The sequence below is a fragment of the Variovorax paradoxus genome (assembly GCF_024734665.1).
Classification (GTDB): domain Bacteria; phylum Pseudomonadota; class Gammaproteobacteria; order Burkholderiales; family Burkholderiaceae_C; genus Variovorax.
This window is the reverse complement of sequence record NZ_CP102931.1, coordinates 6,049,663-6,064,935: the sequence shown is the minus strand read 5'-3', so window position 1 is coordinate 6,064,935 and position 15,273 is coordinate 6,049,663. Positions and strand designations below refer to the sequence as shown.

The 15,273-nt window shown below is 63.3% G+C and carries 19 protein-coding genes and 4 tRNA genes; 22 read left to right on the top strand and 1 reads right to left on the bottom strand.

The genetic code is table 11. The features are described 5' to 3' along the window. The first annotated feature begins 5 nt into the window (after positions 1-5). The 3 genes from NWF24_RS28500 to NWF24_RS28490 all read left to right on the top strand — a co-directional run bounded on the left by NWF24_RS28500 (position 6) and on the right by NWF24_RS28490 (position 2,008). Positions 6-743, top strand: a complete 738-nt coding sequence (locus tag NWF24_RS28500; RefSeq protein WP_258351458.1) for an SDR family oxidoreductase — start codon at positions 6-8, stop codon at positions 741-743. A gap of 222 nt (positions 744-965) precedes the next feature. Further along, on the top strand, positions 966-1,187 hold the full coding sequence (locus NWF24_RS28495) for a hypothetical protein (RefSeq protein WP_258351457.1): 222 nt from the start codon (positions 966-968) through the stop codon (positions 1,185-1,187). 116 nt (positions 1,188-1,303) lie between these two features. Beyond that, positions 1,304-2,008, top strand: coding sequence for a phosphoglycolate phosphatase (locus tag NWF24_RS28490; protein ID WP_258351456.1), 705 nt, complete (start codon positions 1,304-1,306; stop codon positions 2,006-2,008). Positions 2,009-2,017: 9 nt separating this feature from the next. Here the strand turns inward: NWF24_RS28490 and NWF24_RS28485 are convergent, their stop codons facing one another. Further along, on the bottom strand, positions 2,018-2,623 hold the full coding sequence (locus NWF24_RS28485; protein WP_258351455.1) for a chalcone isomerase family protein: 606 nt from the start codon (positions 2,621-2,623) through the stop codon (positions 2,018-2,020). 347 nt (positions 2,624-2,970) lie between these two features. Between NWF24_RS28485 and trpE the strand changes: the two genes are divergently transcribed. The 19 genes from trpE (at position 2,971) to rplL (ending at position 15,170) form a co-directional block, all read left to right on the top strand. Then, on the top strand, positions 2,971-4,473 hold the full coding sequence (gene trpE / locus NWF24_RS28480) for an anthranilate synthase component I (RefSeq protein WP_258351454.1): 1,503 nt from the start codon (positions 2,971-2,973) through the stop codon (positions 4,471-4,473). Continuing rightward, positions 4,470-4,862 carry a GxxExxY protein gene (locus NWF24_RS28475; protein WP_093058807.1) on the top strand — a complete coding sequence of 131 codons (393 nt, stop codon included), beginning with the start codon at positions 4,470-4,472 and terminating at the stop codon, positions 4,860-4,862. The genes trpE and NWF24_RS28475 overlap by 4 nt, the downstream gene beginning before the upstream one ends. Next, positions 4,859-5,443: an aminodeoxychorismate/anthranilate synthase component II gene (locus tag NWF24_RS28470; protein ID WP_093247440.1), complete on the top strand. Its 585-nt coding sequence runs from the start codon at positions 4,859-4,861 to the stop codon at positions 5,441-5,443. The genes NWF24_RS28475 and NWF24_RS28470 overlap by 4 nt, the downstream gene beginning before the upstream one ends. A gap of 6 nt (positions 5,444-5,449) precedes the next feature. After that, positions 5,450-6,508 carry a low-specificity L-threonine aldolase gene (gene ltaE / locus NWF24_RS28465; RefSeq protein WP_258351453.1) on the top strand — a complete coding sequence of 353 codons (1,059 nt, stop codon included), beginning with the start codon at positions 5,450-5,452 and terminating at the stop codon, positions 6,506-6,508. Between the two features lie 16 nt (positions 6,509-6,524). Beyond that, entirely contained in the window at positions 6,525-7,187 is a 663-nt protein-coding gene (locus NWF24_RS28460; protein ID WP_258351452.1) for a LysE family translocator, read from the top strand. Positions 7,188-7,209: 22 nt separating this feature from the next. Beyond that, positions 7,210-8,232 (top strand): anthranilate phosphoribosyltransferase, encoded by a 1,023-nt coding sequence (gene trpD, locus NWF24_RS28455; protein WP_258351451.1) that lies wholly within the window; start codon positions 7,210-7,212, stop codon positions 8,230-8,232. A gap of 29 nt (positions 8,233-8,261) precedes the next feature. Then, complete coding sequence (gene trpC, locus NWF24_RS28450; RefSeq protein WP_258351450.1) at positions 8,262-9,062, top strand: indole-3-glycerol phosphate synthase TrpC; 801 nt, start codon at positions 8,262-8,264, stop codon at positions 9,060-9,062. Further along, on the top strand, positions 9,059-9,766 hold the full coding sequence (locus NWF24_RS28445; protein ID WP_258351449.1) for a uracil-DNA glycosylase: 708 nt from the start codon (positions 9,059-9,061) through the stop codon (positions 9,764-9,766). The genes trpC and NWF24_RS28445 overlap by 4 nt, the downstream gene beginning before the upstream one ends. 106 nt (positions 9,767-9,872) lie before the next feature. After that, positions 9,873-9,958 (top strand) — tRNA-Tyr (locus tag NWF24_RS28440). 64 nt (positions 9,959-10,022) lie between these two features. Then, positions 10,023-10,096, top strand: a tRNA-Gly gene (locus NWF24_RS28435). Between the two features lie 51 nt (positions 10,097-10,147). Next, a tRNA-Thr gene (locus NWF24_RS28430) sits at positions 10,148-10,222 on the top strand. Positions 10,223-10,296: 74 nt separating this feature from the next. Continuing rightward, positions 10,297-11,490 carry an elongation factor Tu gene (gene tuf, locus NWF24_RS28425; RefSeq protein WP_093060175.1) on the top strand — a complete coding sequence of 398 codons (1,194 nt, stop codon included), beginning with the start codon at positions 10,297-10,299 and terminating at the stop codon, positions 11,488-11,490. 21 nt (positions 11,491-11,511) lie between these two features. Then, a tRNA-Trp gene (locus tag NWF24_RS28420) sits at positions 11,512-11,587 on the top strand. A gap of 104 nt (positions 11,588-11,691) precedes the next feature. Further along, positions 11,692-12,075 carry a preprotein translocase subunit SecE gene (gene secE / locus NWF24_RS28415; RefSeq protein ID WP_093057178.1) on the top strand — a complete coding sequence of 128 codons (384 nt, stop codon included), beginning with the start codon at positions 11,692-11,694 and terminating at the stop codon, positions 12,073-12,075. Then, on the top strand, positions 12,076-12,696 hold the full coding sequence (gene nusG / locus NWF24_RS28410; protein WP_256217011.1) for a transcription termination/antitermination protein NusG: 621 nt from the start codon (positions 12,076-12,078) through the stop codon (positions 12,694-12,696). A gap of 143 nt (positions 12,697-12,839) precedes the next feature. Continuing rightward, complete coding sequence (rplK, locus tag NWF24_RS28405; protein WP_007831051.1) at positions 12,840-13,271, top strand: 50S ribosomal protein L11; 432 nt, start codon at positions 12,840-12,842, stop codon at positions 13,269-13,271. Continuing rightward, on the top strand, positions 13,272-13,970 hold the full coding sequence (gene rplA / locus NWF24_RS28400) for a 50S ribosomal protein L1 (protein ID WP_093057179.1): 699 nt from the start codon (positions 13,272-13,274) through the stop codon (positions 13,968-13,970). A gap of 245 nt (positions 13,971-14,215) precedes the next feature. Next, complete coding sequence (rplJ, locus tag NWF24_RS28395; RefSeq protein WP_093057180.1) at positions 14,216-14,752, top strand: 50S ribosomal protein L10; 537 nt, start codon at positions 14,216-14,218, stop codon at positions 14,750-14,752. Positions 14,753-14,795: 43 nt separating this feature from the next. Then, positions 14,796-15,170, top strand: a complete 375-nt coding sequence (gene rplL, locus NWF24_RS28390) for a 50S ribosomal protein L7/L12 (RefSeq protein ID WP_093057181.1) — start codon at positions 14,796-14,798, stop codon at positions 15,168-15,170. The last annotated feature ends 103 nt before the right edge of the window (positions 15,171-15,273 follow it).

Genomic DNA, 15,273 nt, shown 5'->3' with positions numbered 1-15,273 from the left:
ACCAAATGACAGGTATCCAAGGAAAAGTCGTCGCAATCACTGGAGCGAGCAGTGGCATCGGTAAGGCAACCGCTTTGTTGCTGGCCGAACGGGGAGCAAAGGTCGTAGTTGGCGCGCGCCGCCAGGATCAGCTTGACTCCATCGTTTCGCAGATCAAAGCCAGAGGAGGCCAGGCAGTTGCAGTCTCGATTGACATCAAGAAGCGAGAAGATATGGCCCGTTTTGTTAGCGTCGCCTTGGCGACGTTTGGGCAACTCGATGTGTTGGTGAGTAATGCGGGAACTGCGCCGATCTCTTTACTCGACGAACTGCGGGTCGAGGATTGGGAAGAGACGATCGACGTCAATGTGAAGGGCTTGCTGCATGGCATAGCAGCAGCATTGCCCGTCTTTCGCGAGCAAAAGTTCGGGCATTTCGTCAACATCTTGTCCACGGCGGGTCTGAAGATCGTGCCGACGATGGCCGTGTACGCAGGCTCGAAGAACGCGGCGAGGGCCATCACAGAGGGCCTCCGGCAAGAGGCAGGTGCGAACCTCCGCGTCACGGCGATATCCCCCGGACTCGTACAGACCGGTTTGACCTCATCAATGACGAGCGCCGAGGTGGCGAGCAAAACAAGTCAGCAGATGAGTGAGATCGGAATACCGGCAGACGCCATCGCCCGCTGCATCGCCTTCGCAATCGAACAACCTGCTGACGTGGACGTTGGTGAGATCGTTGTTCGACCCACCGCACAGTCCTAGTCCAGTAGAACTACCATGACCAACTCATTGGCCGGAAAGATCGCAGTTGTCACTTAAGCACGCGGCGAACACATCTTGACGAGGGCCGCGCATTTGGCGGCGAGCGCGAGCAGGTAGTCAGCTGTGCTGCCAGCGCGGCAACGAGATCGAGGCGCAGGGCTACAAGCTGGTGCGCCAAGGCATACACGATCCCGCTCGCATCGCAGGGCGCCGGCTCCGAAATTGCGCCGCAGCCCCAATCTGTGCGAACAGCCTGATGATGGGCAGGTCGACAAACCGTCGATCTACTCAGAGATTGCGCAGGCCGAGGAATACGAGCTCAAGGGCTGGGTGGTGCTGCGACGCACGAAGGTGTCGAAGGGCCGCGAGACCTACGGCCAGCAGACCGTCTACGCGCAGATCACAGATGCTGGACGGCGTGCTCTGGAGGAGACGGCAGCGTAAACGTAGGAACGACCCCAACGGAGCGTTCAGGTGCCAGTCGATTACCCCCGGCAGTCGCTCTTGAGCCGCACCATCGGTAAAGTACCGGGCAATTTTCTGAACTCTATTAGTTTGTTTTGAACTCCATCAGCTTCGACCACACCCGCTTCGACGCAGCCATCGTCGACCTCGACGGCACCATGGTCGACACGCTCGGCGACTTCGCTGCGTCGCTGAACCGCATGCTCGACGACCTCTCGCTGCCGCATGTGACGCCTGCCGCCATCGAGACGATGGTGGGCAAGGGCTCGGAGCACCTGATTCATTCCGCGCTCATGCATGTGATGGCGCCAGATGCTGCTGCCGATGCGAAGGCACGGGCCTTGTTCGACCGCGCATGGGAGCGCTATCAGCACCACTACCTTGCCATCAACGGACAGCACTCGGCGGTGTACCCCGGCGTGATCGACGGGCTGAAGGCGTTGCGCGCAAGCGGCCTGCGGCTGGCCTGCCTTACCAACAAGCCGACTTCGTTCGCAAAGCCATTGCTGATCGACAAGGGCCTCGACGGTTTCTTCGAACTGGTGCTCGGCGGAGATGCCTTCGAGCGCAAGAAGCCCGACCCGCTACCGCTGCTGAAGACCTGCGAAGCGCTGGACACCACGCCCGCGCGAACGCTGATGATTGGCGACTCGAGCAACGATGCGCGCGCCGCACGCGCCGCGGGCTGCCCCGTTGTGCTCGTGACCTACGGCTACAACCACGGCGAGCCGGTGCGCGGCGTCGATGCCGATGGCTTCGTCGATTCGCTGGCCGAGCTTGCGCCGGCCGCGTTGCGGTAACGGCCCTTCTTATTGCTTGCCGAGCAGCGCGTCCTTCAGCTTCCAGTCGGCCGGGTTCGGCCCCAGCCAGATGCGCAGCAGCGCATTGAAGAAAGCCGGCTCCTTCACCGGATCGGGCTGGGGCACGCCGCGCACCGTGATCACCGTGCCGGTGCCGGGAAGCCAGTCGATGGTGAAGGTGTCGCCAGTCTTCAGCTGTTTCTGGTCCGCGAACATCTGGCCCATGCGCAGCAGGCCCGGAATGAGGTTGACCATTTCGCTCTTGGGCGAGTTGTCTTCCACGCCTTTGGTGAAGAGCTTGCCGAGTTCGTTCGCGTCGATGTCGCGCAGCATGGTGATGGCCACGCGCTTGGGGCCCGGCGCGGCCAGTGCCTCTTCGGTGGTCGACACTTTCTTGCCCACGTACAGGCCGGCCGTGTAGACCTTGAAGATGGCCTTGTAGCGGATGCCCGCGCCATTGAGCACCAAGGGGCTGCCGCGCAGATCCATCTGGTCTTCGAGCTTGACGCCGGCCACGTCGACCTGCGCGGCCGAGGCGCCGAGGGCGGCGGTGGCAAGGCAGGCGGCCAGGGCGAGTCGGGAGAAGAGCACGGTCGGGAGCGAAAGAGCGGTCAACGGAGTCTCCTTGGAATTTTGCGAACGGTCGTGCGAATGTATCTTTTTGTTTTAGGTTTCCGGCCTCGGGGGAACCCTGAAAGCGGCCATGAAGGCGACCGTTGCACGCTTTGGCGTTTTCGTGGGCTAAACTCCGCGCCTCATATGTTCGTTCATCACATCATTCAAACAGGTGAAGGCAGCCGGGGAGCCTGGCCCTGGCGTCGCCATACTTCGCTGACTGTTTGATTGCACGGCGCACGCCGTGCGCCCGCGGTTCCGAGTCGATACACACTACGACGCCGGACCACCCGTGAATGACCTTGCCGCCGGCCGAAGGAGCGCCGCAGGCAACTGGAGAACGATCCGTGATCACCGAACTTGAATTCAAGAGCCTCAGCGCCCAGGGCTACAACCGCATTCCGCTGATGGCCGAGGCCTTTGCCGACCTCGAGACGCCTCTTTCCCTTTATCTCAAGCTGGCCCATTCGCAGGGCGGCGGCAAGCACAGCTTTCTGCTCGAGTCGGTGGTGGGCGGCGAGCGCTTCGGGCGCTACAGCTTCATCGGACTGCCGGCTCGCACGCTGTTGCGCGCCAGCGGCTTCGGCGCCGAGGCCGTCACCGAAGTGGTGACCGACGGGCAGGTGGTCGAGACCGCCAGGGGCAACCCGCTCGACTTCGTGGCCGAGTACCAGAAGCGATTCAAGGTTGCGCTGCGGCCCGGCCTGCCGCGCTTCTGCGGCGGCCTTGCCGGCTACTTCGGCTACGACACCGTGCGCCACATCGAGCGCAAGCTCGAAAAGAGCTGCCCGCCCGACACGCTGGGATGCCCCGACATCCTGCTGCTGCAGTGCGAGGAGCTGGCCGTCATCGACAACCTCTCGGGCAAGCTCTACCTCATCGTCTATGCCGATCCGAAGCAGCCCGAGGCCTATGCTGTGGGCAAGCGCCGCCTGCGCGAGCTGAAGGAAAAGCTCAAGTACTCGGTGAGTGCCCCCGTCGTGAAGCCCACGCAGCCACATCCGCCCGAGCGCAGCTTTGCCAAGGCCGACTACCTCGCGGCCGTCGAGCGCGCCAAGGAAATGATCGCCGCCGGCGACTTCATGCAGGTGCAGGTGGGCCAGCGCATCAGCAAGCGCTACACCGAGTCGCCGCTGTCGCTGTACCGCGCGCTGCGTTCGCTGAACCCGTCGCCCTACATGTACTACTACAACCTCGGCGACTTCCACGTGGTGGGCGCTTCGCCCGAGATCCTGGTGCGTCAGGAAAACACGGGCGATGGCGAGCAGAAGATCACCATCCGCCCGCTGGCCGGCACGCGTCCTCGTGGCGCATCGATCGAGCTCGACAAGGCGGCTGAGGAAGAACTCATCAACGACCCGAAGGAGCGCGCCGAGCACGTGATGCTGATCGACCTCGCGCGCAACGACATCGGCCGCATCGCCAAGACCGGCACGGTGAAGGTGACGGAGGCCTTCGCGGTGGAGCGCTACAGCCACGTGATGCACATCGTGAGCAACGTCGAAGGCACGCTGAAGGACGGCATGACCGCCATCGACGTGCTGAAGGCCACGTTCCCGGCGGGCACGCTGACCGGTGCGCCGAAAGTGCATGCGATGGAGCTCATCGACCAGCTGGAGCTCACCAAGCGCGGGCTGTATGGCGGCGCATGCGGCTACATCAGCTACGCGGGCGACATGGACGTGGCCATTGCCATTCGTACCGGCATCGTGAAGGACCAGATGCTGCACGTGCAGGCCGCGGCTGGCGTGGTGGCCGACTCGGTGCCCGAGCTGGAGTGGAAAGAAACTGAAGCCAAGGCGCGCGCGCTTCTGCGTGCCGCCGAACTGGTCGAGGAAGGCCTGGAATGAGCACCGCACCCGATATTCAGAACGACTTCTCGCACGAGATCATCGGCGCGGCCGTCGAGGTGCAGCGCGTGCTCGGCACGGGGCTCGACGAAGGGGCCTATGCGGCTGCGCTGGCCATCGAGCTCGCCGAGCGGGAGATCGGCTTCACGCGCGACGTGGCGCTGTCGGCCAGCTACAAGGGGCGCTCGCTCGGCGAGGTGTACCGTGCGGGCTTCGTGATCGAGCAATCGGTCATCGTCGAACTCAAGGCGGTCGACGTGCTGACCGACCTGCATCGCGCGCAGGTGCTGGCCGCGCTGCGCCTGTCGGGCCTCAAGCTGGGCCTTCTGATCAACTTCAACGTGTTCCCCGTCGTCAAGGGCGTGCACCGGATTGTGAGCAAGCCATGAAACTGCTGATGATCGACAACTACGACTCCTTCACCTACAACATCGTCCAGTACTTCGGCGAGCTGGGGGCGGACGTGCAGGTGCACCGCAACGACGAGATCACGGTGGCGCAGATCGGCGAGCTGATCGCCTCCGGCGTGACGCGGCTGGTGGTGTCGCCCGGGCCGTGTTCGCCGGCGGAAGCGGGTGTTTCGGTGGCGGCCATCGAGGCCTTTGCGGGCAAGCTGCCCATTCTTGGCGTGTGCCTGGGCCACCAGGCCATCGGCGCGGCCTTCGGCGGCAAGATCGTGCGCGCGCAGCAGCTCATGCATGGCAAGACCAGCGAGATCACGACCACGCAAGAAGGCGTGTTCGCGGGGCTGCCCGAGAAGTTCATCGTCAATCGCTACCACTCGCTTTCCATCGAGCGGGAGAGCTGCCCGAAGGCACTGGCTGTCACTGCCTGGACCGACGACGGCGAGATCATGGGGGTGCGGCACACCGGGTTCGCGCATGACGTGCGCATCGAAGGCGTGCAGTTTCATCCCGAATCGATCCTCACCGAGCATGGCCACGCGATGCTCAAGAACTTCCTGGACTGAGCCGCCATGACCGATCGCACCTCCCTCGTCGACCTGCGCAGCGACACCGTCACGCAACCCACGCCCGCGATGCGGGAGGCCATGATGGCGGCGCCGCTGGGGGACGACGTCTTCGGCACCGATCCGAGCGTGAACGCGCTGCAGGAAAAGATTGCCGCGATGCTGGGCTTCGAGGCTGCGCTGTTCGTGCCCACGGGCACGCAGAGCAACCTGTGCGCGATTCTTTCGCACTGCGGCCGTGGCGACGAATACATCGTCGGCCAGCAGGCGCACTGCTATCGATGGGAAGGTGGCGGCGCGGCGGTGTTCGGCAGCGTGCAGCCTCAGCCGCTCGACCATGCACCCGACGGCACGCTGCCGCTGGCGCAGATCGAGGCGGCCGTCAAGCCCGATGACGCGCATTTCGCGCGCACTCGGCTGCTGGCGCTGGAGAACACGCTGGGCGGCAAGCTGCTGCCCTTCGACTACGTGCAGGCTGCGACCGACCTGGCGAAGAGCAAGGGGCTGCAGCGGCATCTGGACGGCGCACGGCTCTTCAATGCTGCGACCGCGCAGGCAGCGTTGAACAAGCGTAGCGACATCCGCGCGGAGGCGCGCCGCATCGCGCAGTGCTTCGACAGCGTGTCGGTGTGCTTCAGCAAGGGGCTTGGTGCACCCATCGGCTCGGCGCTGGTGGGGTCGCGTGAATTCATTGCACGCGCACATCGCATTCGCAAGATGGCAGGCGGCGGCATGCGGCAGGCCGGGCTGCTGACTGCGGCTGCATCGCATGCGCTCGATCACCACATCGATCGCCTGGCCGACGACCATGCATTGGCACAGCGGCTTGCACAAGGACTCGAAGGCATCGAGGGCCTGACGGTCGAGGCGCCGCACACGAATATCGTGTTCGCGGATCTCACCGGGGCTGCGCAGGCGCGTTCATCGGAGCTGATCGCGAGCCTGAACCAGCAGGGCATCCTGGCGACGGGGCTTTACCGCTTGCGCTTCGTGACGCACCTCGACGTCGATGCCGCCGGCGTCGACCGGGCCGTCGCCGCGATCCGCGCCTTCTTCAACGCCTGAGCCCCGCGAGCGCGCGATGCCTGATCTTCCCCATCTGCTCGCTTTCATCGCCGCCGGCTGGCTGCTGAACCTCACGCCTGGGCCCGACGTGCTGTACGTCGTGACGAATTCGCTGCGCTGCGGCGTGCGCGCCGGCATCGTGGCGGGGCTCGGCATCACGGCCGGCTGCTTCGTTCACATCTTTGCCGCCGCAGTCGGCGTCGGCACCCTGATGGCGACATCGGCGGCGGCCTTCACCGTGCTCAAGTACATCGGCGCGGCGTACCTGCTGTATCTGGGCGTGCGCATGCTGCTGTCGCGCGCGGCGCCGCCTGCGGATCTCGACAAGGCGGCGGCCGATGCGGGCGGGGAGCGCAGTCTCAAGGCGATCTTTTTCGGGGGCTTCTGGACGAACGTGCTGAACCCCAAGGTCGCGCTGTTCTTCCTGGCCTTCGTGCCGCAATTCATTGCACCCGGTGCCGACAACAAGGCCCTGTACTTCGTGCTGCTGGGCGTGCTGTTCAACCTCAACGCCATTCCCGTCAATGTGGGATGGGCCTTGGCCGCAGGCTGGATGGCGCATCGCAGCGCCGTGCAGAAGGGCATGCACTGGCTCGACCGCGCCGCCGGCGTGCTTTTCATCGGCTTCGGCCTCAAGCTCGCGTTCACCGACGCGCCCGCCTTTCGCGTCGGCCGCTGATTCACCCTCGAGGAGACTTTTCATGATCACCCCCCAGGAAGCGCTGCAGCGCACCATCGAACACCGCGAAGTCTTCCACGACGAGATGCTGCACATCGTGCGCCTCATCATGAGCGGCGAGTGCTCGCCCGTGATGATGGCCGCGCTGATCACCGGCCTGCGCGTGAAGAAGGAAACCATCGGCGAGATCACCGCCGCCGCGCAGGTGATGCGCGAGGTGTCGACCAAGGTGCCCGTCGCGGACACGACGCACCTCGTGGACATCGTCGGCACAGGCGGCGACGGCTCGCACACCTTCAACATCTCGACCTGCTCGATGTTCGTGGCGGCCGCGGCGGGCGCCAAGGTGAGCAAGCACGGCGGGCGCAGCGTGTCGAGCAAGTCGGGCAGCGCCGACGTGCTGGAGTCGCTGGGCGTGAACATCAACCTCAAGCCCGAGCAGATCGCGCGCTCGATCGAGGAGTGCGGCATCGGCTTCATGTTCGCGCCGAACCATCACCCGGCGATGAAGAACGTCGCGCCGGTGCGAAAAGAGCTCGGCATCAAGACCATCTTCAACATCCTCGGGCCGCTGACCAATCCGGCTGGCGCGCCGAACATCCTGATGGGCGTGTTCCATCCCGACCTCGTGGGCATCCAGGTGCGTGCGCTGCAGCGGCTCGGCGCCGAGCATGCGGTGGTGGTCTACGGGCGTGACGGCATGGACGAGATTTCGCTCGGTGCCGCCACCATGGTGGGCGAGTTGAAGGATGGCGAGATCCGCGAGTACGAGCTGCACCCGGAGGACTTCGGCTTCCAGATGTCGAGCAACCGCGCGCTGCGCGTGGAAACGCCCGAGCAGTCGAAGGCGATGCTTCTTGGTGTACTCGACAATCAGGCCGGTCCCGCGCTCGACATCGTGCTGCTGAATGCAGGCGCGGCGTTGTATGCGGCGAACGTGGTCGATTCAGTGCAAGCGGGGGTGGAGCGCTCGCGCAGCGCCATCGCCTCGGGTGCGGCGAAGGCCAAGCTGGCCGAGCTGATCAAGGCCTCCACGGCCGTCTGAGTTTCAAGAAACCGGAAACCCCAGAAGTTATGTCCGACATCCTCGACAAGATCGTTGCCGTCAAGCACCAGGAAGTGGCTGCGGCCCTGAAGCGCGCGCCGCTCGAGGCCGTGCGCTTCGATGCCGAGAGCCGCGTGCTGACGCGCGACTTCGAAGGCGCGCTGCGCGCCAAGATCGCCGCCGGCCAGGCCGCGGTGATCGCCGAAGTCAAGAAAGCCAGCCCAAGCAAGGGCGTGCTGCGCGAAGACTTCATTCCGGCCGATATCGCCCAGAGCTACGCCGAAGGCGACGGCGAGATCAGTGCAGCCTGCCTGTCGGTGCTGACCGACAAGCAGTTCTTCCAGGGCGGCGTGGACTATCTCAAGCAAGCACGCGCCTCGTGCGACCTGCCGGTGCTGCGCAAGGACTTCATCGTCGATGCGTACCAGGTGTATGAATCGCGCGCGATGGGCGCCGATGCCATCTTGTTGATCGCCGCTTGCCTCGACGATGCGCAGATGAAGGACTACGAAGCCATTGCGCACGGGCTGGGCATGGCGGTGCTCGTGGAAGTGCACGACGCGGCTGAGCTCGATCGTGCGCTCAGGCTGAAGACGGCGCTGATCGGGGTCAACAACCGCAATCTGCGCAATTTCGAGGTGTCGATCCAGGCGACCATCGACTTGCTGCCGAAGCTGCCGGCCGATCGTTTGCCTGTGACCGAGTCGGGCATCGGCACGCGCGAAAACGTCGCCACGCTTCGCGCGGCCGGCGTCAACGCCTTCCTGGTCGGCGAAGCGTTCATGCGCGCCAAGGAACCCGGCGAGGCCCTCGCTGCGTTGTTCAAATGAGCCGGCCCGATCAGCTGCCGAGCAGCGATCCTGCCGACTGGCTGGTGGCGCCTGGCTGGCAGCCACTGGTTGACGATTTCTTTGGCGGTGTCGTGGGACAAAAGCTGCTGGGCTTTCTGCGCGAACGTCTCGATGCGGGAGCGGTGATCTTTCCGCCCCAGCCGCTGAGGGCGCTGGAACTCACGCCGCCGGAAGACGTGCGCGTGGTGATCCTGGGCCAGGACCCGTACCACGGGCGCGGCCAGGCCGAGGGGCTGGCGTTTTCCGTGGCGCCCGGCGTGGCGTTGCCGCCTTCGTTGCGCAACATCTTCAAGGAACTCCAGCGTGATCTGGGCACACCGCCGCCGTCGTTCCCGAATCCGGGTGGCAGCCTGGTGAAGTGGGCGACGCATGGCGTGCTGCTGCTCAACACCTGCCTGACAGTCGAGGAAGCGCAGCCGGCCAGCCATTCCGGCCGTGGCTGGGAGGTGCTGACGGATGCCGTCATCCGCCATGTCTCAGACGGGGCTAAGCCTGTTGTTTTTATGCTGTGGGGCTCGCACGCGCAGAGTAAGCGGGCGTTGATCGACGTTAAGCGCCATAAGGTGCTGATGTCGAATCATCCGTCGCCTCTTTCGGCGTTGCGCCCGCCCGTGCCATTCATCGGCTGCGGCCACTTCGGCGAAGCGCGTGCGTGGCGGGAGGCCCAGCGGGCGGAGGGGTGAAGTTGGGCGATAATCGTGGGCTCACGCCTCGAGCAGTTTCCCCGCATCTTCTGGATGCTTGGATTTCTGAGTAGTCACAAAACCGTGCTATATTTCGAGGTTCGCCGGAGAGGTGGCCGAGTGGTTAATGGCAGCAGACTGTAAATCTGCCCTCTTACGAGTACGCTGGTTCGAATCCAGCCCTCTCCACCAGCGATGAATTTGGTTTCTAAGAGCGATTGGATTTCGCGCTTTGGGTGCCTTGGGTGCCCCCGATGCGGGAGTAGTTCAATGGTAGAACCCCAGCCTTCCAAGCTGATGACGCGGGTTCGATTCCCGTCTCCCGCTCCAGAGACTCGGTTCATTGTTGAGGCGATGTGAATTCGTAACTTTGTTACAAATGCCCTTTTGGCTCAGTGGTAGAGCACTCCCTTGGTAAGGGAGAGGTCGCGGGTCCGATTCCCGCAAAGGGCACCAGTTTTTTGGGGGTTGCAACGGCAGCTTTGCAACCCATCTGCATACGTTGGAAACGTTTTTTTCGGAGTCGAAAAATGGCAAAAGGTAAATTCACCCGCACCAAGCCGCACGTGAACGTGGGCACGATCGGTCACGTTGACCACGGCAAGACGACGCTGACGGCTGCGATCGCAACGGTTCTGTCGGCCAAGTTCGGCGGCGAAGCCAAGGCCTACGACCAGATCGACGCTGCGCCTGAAGAAAAGGCCCGCGGCATCACGATCAACACCGCGCACGTCGAGTACGAAACGGCCAATCGCCACTACGCACACGTCGACTGCCCCGGCCACGCCGACTACGTGAAGAACATGATCACCGGCGCCGCTCAAATGGACGGCGCCATCCTGGTGTGCTCGGCCGCTGACGGCCCGATGCCCCAGACCCGTGAACACATCCTGCTGGCTCGCCAGGTGGGCGTGGGCTACATCATCGTGTTCCTGAACAAGTGCGACATGGTCGACGACAAGGAACTGCTTGAACTGGTCGAAATGGAAGTTCGCGAACTCCTCGACAAGTACGAGTTCCCCGGCGACGACACCCCGATCATCCACGGCTCGGCCAAGCTCGCCCTGGAAGGCGACAAGGGCGAACTGGGTGAAGGCGCCATCATGAAGCTGGCCGAAGCCCTGGACACGTACATCCCGACGCCCGAGCGCGCCGTGGACGGCACGTTCCTGATGCCCGTGGAAGACGTGTTCTCGATCTCGGGTCGCGGCACCGTGGTGACCGGCGCTGTCGAGCGCGGCGTGATCAAGGTTGGTGAAGAAATCGAAATCGTGGGCATCCGCCCGACGGTCAAGACCACCTGCACCGGCGTGGAAATGTTCCGCAAGCTGCTGGACCAGGGTCAGGCTGGCGACAACGTCGGCGTGCTGCTGCGCGGCACGAAGCGCGAAGAAGTCGAGCGCGGCCAAGTGCTGTGCAAGCCCGGCTCGATCAAGCCGCACACGCACTTCACCGCCGAGGTGTACGTTCTGTCGAAGGACGAAGGCGGCCGTCACACGCCGTTCTTCAACAACTACCGTCCGCAGTTCTACTTCCGCACGACGGACGTGACCGGCGCGATCGAGCTGCCCAAGGACAAGGAAATGGTCATGCCTGGCGACAACGTCAGCATCACCGTCAAGCTGATCAACCCGATCGCGATGGAAGAAGGCCTGCGCTTCGCCATCCGTGAAGGCGGCCGTACCGTGGGTTCGGGCGTCGTGGCCAAGATCCTCGACATCTAAGTCGGGCGCAAAGAGTACCGGAGGGGTATAGCTCAATTGGCAGAGCGTCGGTCTCCAAAACCGAAGGTTGTAGGTTCGATTCCTACTGCCCCTGCCACTTAGGTGGCACTCCGAAAAAAGCCCGTCGCGTCCCGACGGGCTTCGGCGTCTCAAGAGACGCATTGAATTGAAGGCCTCAGGGTCACAGGAAATCAGCCAAACATGGCCACTTCTCAAATCGAAACCGTGAGCACCGGCGCTGACAAGGCCAAACTGGCCGTGGCTGTCGTGCTGGCAGTGGGCGCTATCGTGGCGTTCTATCTGCTGTCGCGCCAAGGCTCGCTGGTGCAATGGGCTGCGCTGCTGGTTGGCTTGGCCGCGGCGGTGGCTGCCTTCGGCAGTTCGGAGAATGGCCGTCAGTTGTGGGCCTTCGGTCGCGACTCGTGGCGCGAGGTCAAGAAGGTCGTCTGGCCGACCCGCAAGGAAGCGATGCAGATGACGGCTTATGTGTTCGCCTTCGTGGCGATCATGTCCGTCTTCCTCTGGCTCACCGACAAGACGCTCGAATGGGTGTTTTTCGACCTCATTCTGGGCTGGAGAAAATAAATGACCGCTGATCCAGTGAATGCAGTTGAAACCACGCCGGGCGCACCAGAGGAAGAAAACACCTCGGTGCTGGCTCCCGCCGCCAACCCAGATCTGCGTTGGTACGTGGTGCATGCCTATTCGGGCATGGAGAAGGCCGTCGAGCGCAACATCACCGAGCGCATCAATCGCGCCGGCATGCAGGACAAGTTCGGCCGCATCCTGGTTCCGACCGAAGAAGTGGTCGAGATCAAGAACGGCCAGAAGCGCACCACCGAGCGTCGCTTCTTCCCGGGCTACGTGCTGGTCGAAATGATCATGGACGACGAGAGCTGGCACCTGGTGAAGCACACCAACAAGGTGACGGGTTTCGTGGGCGGCGCCAAGAACCGTCCGGCCCCGATCTCGCAGAAAGAGGTCGAGGACATCGTCAGCCAGATGCAGCAGGGCACCGAGAAGCCGCGTCACAAGGTCGAGTTCACCGTTGGCGAATTCGTGCGCGTCAAGGAAGGCCCGTTCACCGATTTCAACGGCACTGTCGAAGAAGTCAACTACGAGAAGAGCAAGGTGAGCGTGTCGGTCATGATTTTCGGCCGCGCGACACCTGTGGAACTCGAATTCAGCCAGGTCGAGAAGACCTGACGCCCCGCCGGCCTTCGGGTCGGCGTTACTGTTTCCGGCTGCGCGTTGTCCGACTCGGCGCGCGGCCTTGATCGAAGAGTCGTTTAACCCCGGGGAGCCGCGGCCGCAAGCCAAGGCGATATCACCCGCAAGGAGCAAATAGCATGGCGAAAAAAATCGTCGGCTTCATCAAGCTGCAAGTGCCAGCTGGTAAGGCCAACCCGTCCCCGCCGATCGGTCCCGCACTCGGTCAGCGCGGTCTGAACATCATGGAGTTCTGCAAGGCGTTCAACGCGCAAACCCAAGGCGTCGAGCCGGGTCTGCCGCTGCCGGTGGTCATCACCGCGTTCGCTGACAAGAGCTTCACCTTCATCATCAAGACGCCCCCGGCGATCACCTTGATCAAGAAGGCCATCAAGCTGGAAAAGGGCTCGGCCCGTCCGCACACCGACAAGGTTGGCAAGATCACGCGCGCTCAGCTCGAAGAAATCGCCAAGGCCAAGATGAAGGACCTGACTGCCGCCGACCTCGACGCAGCAGTTCGTACCATCGCCGGCTCGGCCCGCTCGATGGGCGTGAATGTGGAGGGCGTGTAAATGTCCAAGATCACCAAGAAGCAGAAGTCGCTCGAAGGCAAGGTCGACAGCAACAAGCTGTACCCGCTGGTTGACGCGATCACCATCGTCAAGGAAGCCGCCACCGCCAAGTTCGACGAATCGATCGACGTGGCCGTGCAGCTCGGCATCGATGCGAAGAAGTCGGACCAGGTTGTGCGTGGCGCCGTCGTGCTGCCCAACGGCACTGGCAAGACCAAGCGCGTCGCCGTGTTCGCCCAAGGCGCCAAGGCTGAAGAAGCCAAGGCCGCCGGTGCCGACATCGTCGGCATGGACGACCTGGCTGCCATGGTCAAGGCTGGCGACATGCCTTTCGACGTCGTGATCGCCGCCCCTGACGCCATGCGCGTCGTCGGTACGCTCGGCCAGATCCTCGGCCCGCGCGGCCTGATGCCCAACCCGAAGGTTGGCACGGTGACCCCGGACGTCGCCACGGCCGTGAAGAACGCCAAGGCTGGCCAGGTTCAGTTCCGCGTCGACAAGGCCGGCATCGTGCACGGCACGATCGGCCGTCGCTCGTTCGACAACGACAAGCTGCAGGGCAACCTCGCCGCGCTGATCGACGCTTTGGTCAAGGCCAAGCCCGCGACCAGCAAGGGCGTGTACCTGCGCAAGGTGGCTGTGTCGTCGACCATGGGTCTGGGTGTCCGCGTGGACACGCAAACCATCTCGGCGAGCTAAAGAGATTTGCTCTGCCCGAAAGGGTGGGGCGAATGTGGTGGGTCGCGGCGGCTTCGGTTGCCGCGGGCCATCCAAGACCGCTGGTGTGCAGGGTGCTGCACTTAATCGCCGGACCTTCCCGTCAGGCAATCAGCGCAGATGGCGATCCCGCTGCAAGGAATTTGATTTTTGTTCCGAAACAGTTGGTCGCTGCATGAAGCGCGATCCCAGGCCCCGGCCGAAGATCGCATTAAAAGGAGTAGACCTTGAGTCTGAATCGCAGTGAGAAAGAAGCGGTCATCAGTGATGTGACCAGCCTCGCCGCAAAAGCTCAAACGCTCGTGATGGCGGAATACCGTGGCATCACGGTGGCCGATATGACCAAACTGCGCAACGAAGCGCGCAGCAAGGGTGTGAGCCTGAGTGTTCTGAAGAACACCCTGGCCCGCCGTGCTGTCGCTGGTAGCCCGTTTGAGATTGTTGGCGACCAGATGACCGGTCCGCTGATCTACGGCTTCTCCGAAGACGCTGTGGCCGCCGCTAAGGTGGTGGCCGATTTCGCGAAGACCAACGACAAGCTGGTCATTCGCGGCGGCGCCTTCGGTGGCAAGGCCCTGGACGTCGACGGCGTGAAGCAACTGGCCAACATCCCTTCGAAGGAAGTGCTGCTGGCGCAATTGCTGGGCTTGATGCAATCCCCGATCTCTCGTACCGCCCGCGTGCTCGCGGCGCTGGCCGAGAAGCGCGGTGGTGGCGAAGCTGCACCTGTTGCCGATGCACCGGCAGAAGCGCAGGCCGCCTGAGCCTCGCGTTTGAAATATTCAACCCAATTGTTAGGAAACAAAAATGGCATTCGATAAAGACGCATTTCTGACCGCGCTCGACAGCATGACGGTCCTGGAACTCAACGACCTGGTGAAAGCCATCGAAGAGAAGTTCGGCGTGAGCGCCGCTGCAATGTCGGCCCCGGCCGCCGGTGGTGGCGCTGCCGCTGCTGTGGTCGAAGAAAAGACCGAATTCAATGTCGTGCTGGCTGATGTCGGCGCGAACAAGGTGTCGGTCATCAAGGCTGTGCGCGAAATCACCGGCCTGGGCCTCAAGGAAGCCAAGGACCTGGTGGAAGCCGCTCCCAAGGCTGTCAAGGAAGGCCTGTCGAAGGCTGACGCTGACGCTGCCAAGAAGAAGCTGGAAGAAGCCGGCGCCAAGGTGGAACTGAAGTAATTCAGACCCCCTGGAGGGCTGGAGGTGCCTGAAAAGGCCCTCCAGCCTTTGCCGCTTTCAGAGCGCACCCAAAAGCCGGCTTGTTGCCGGCTTTCCCGGAGAC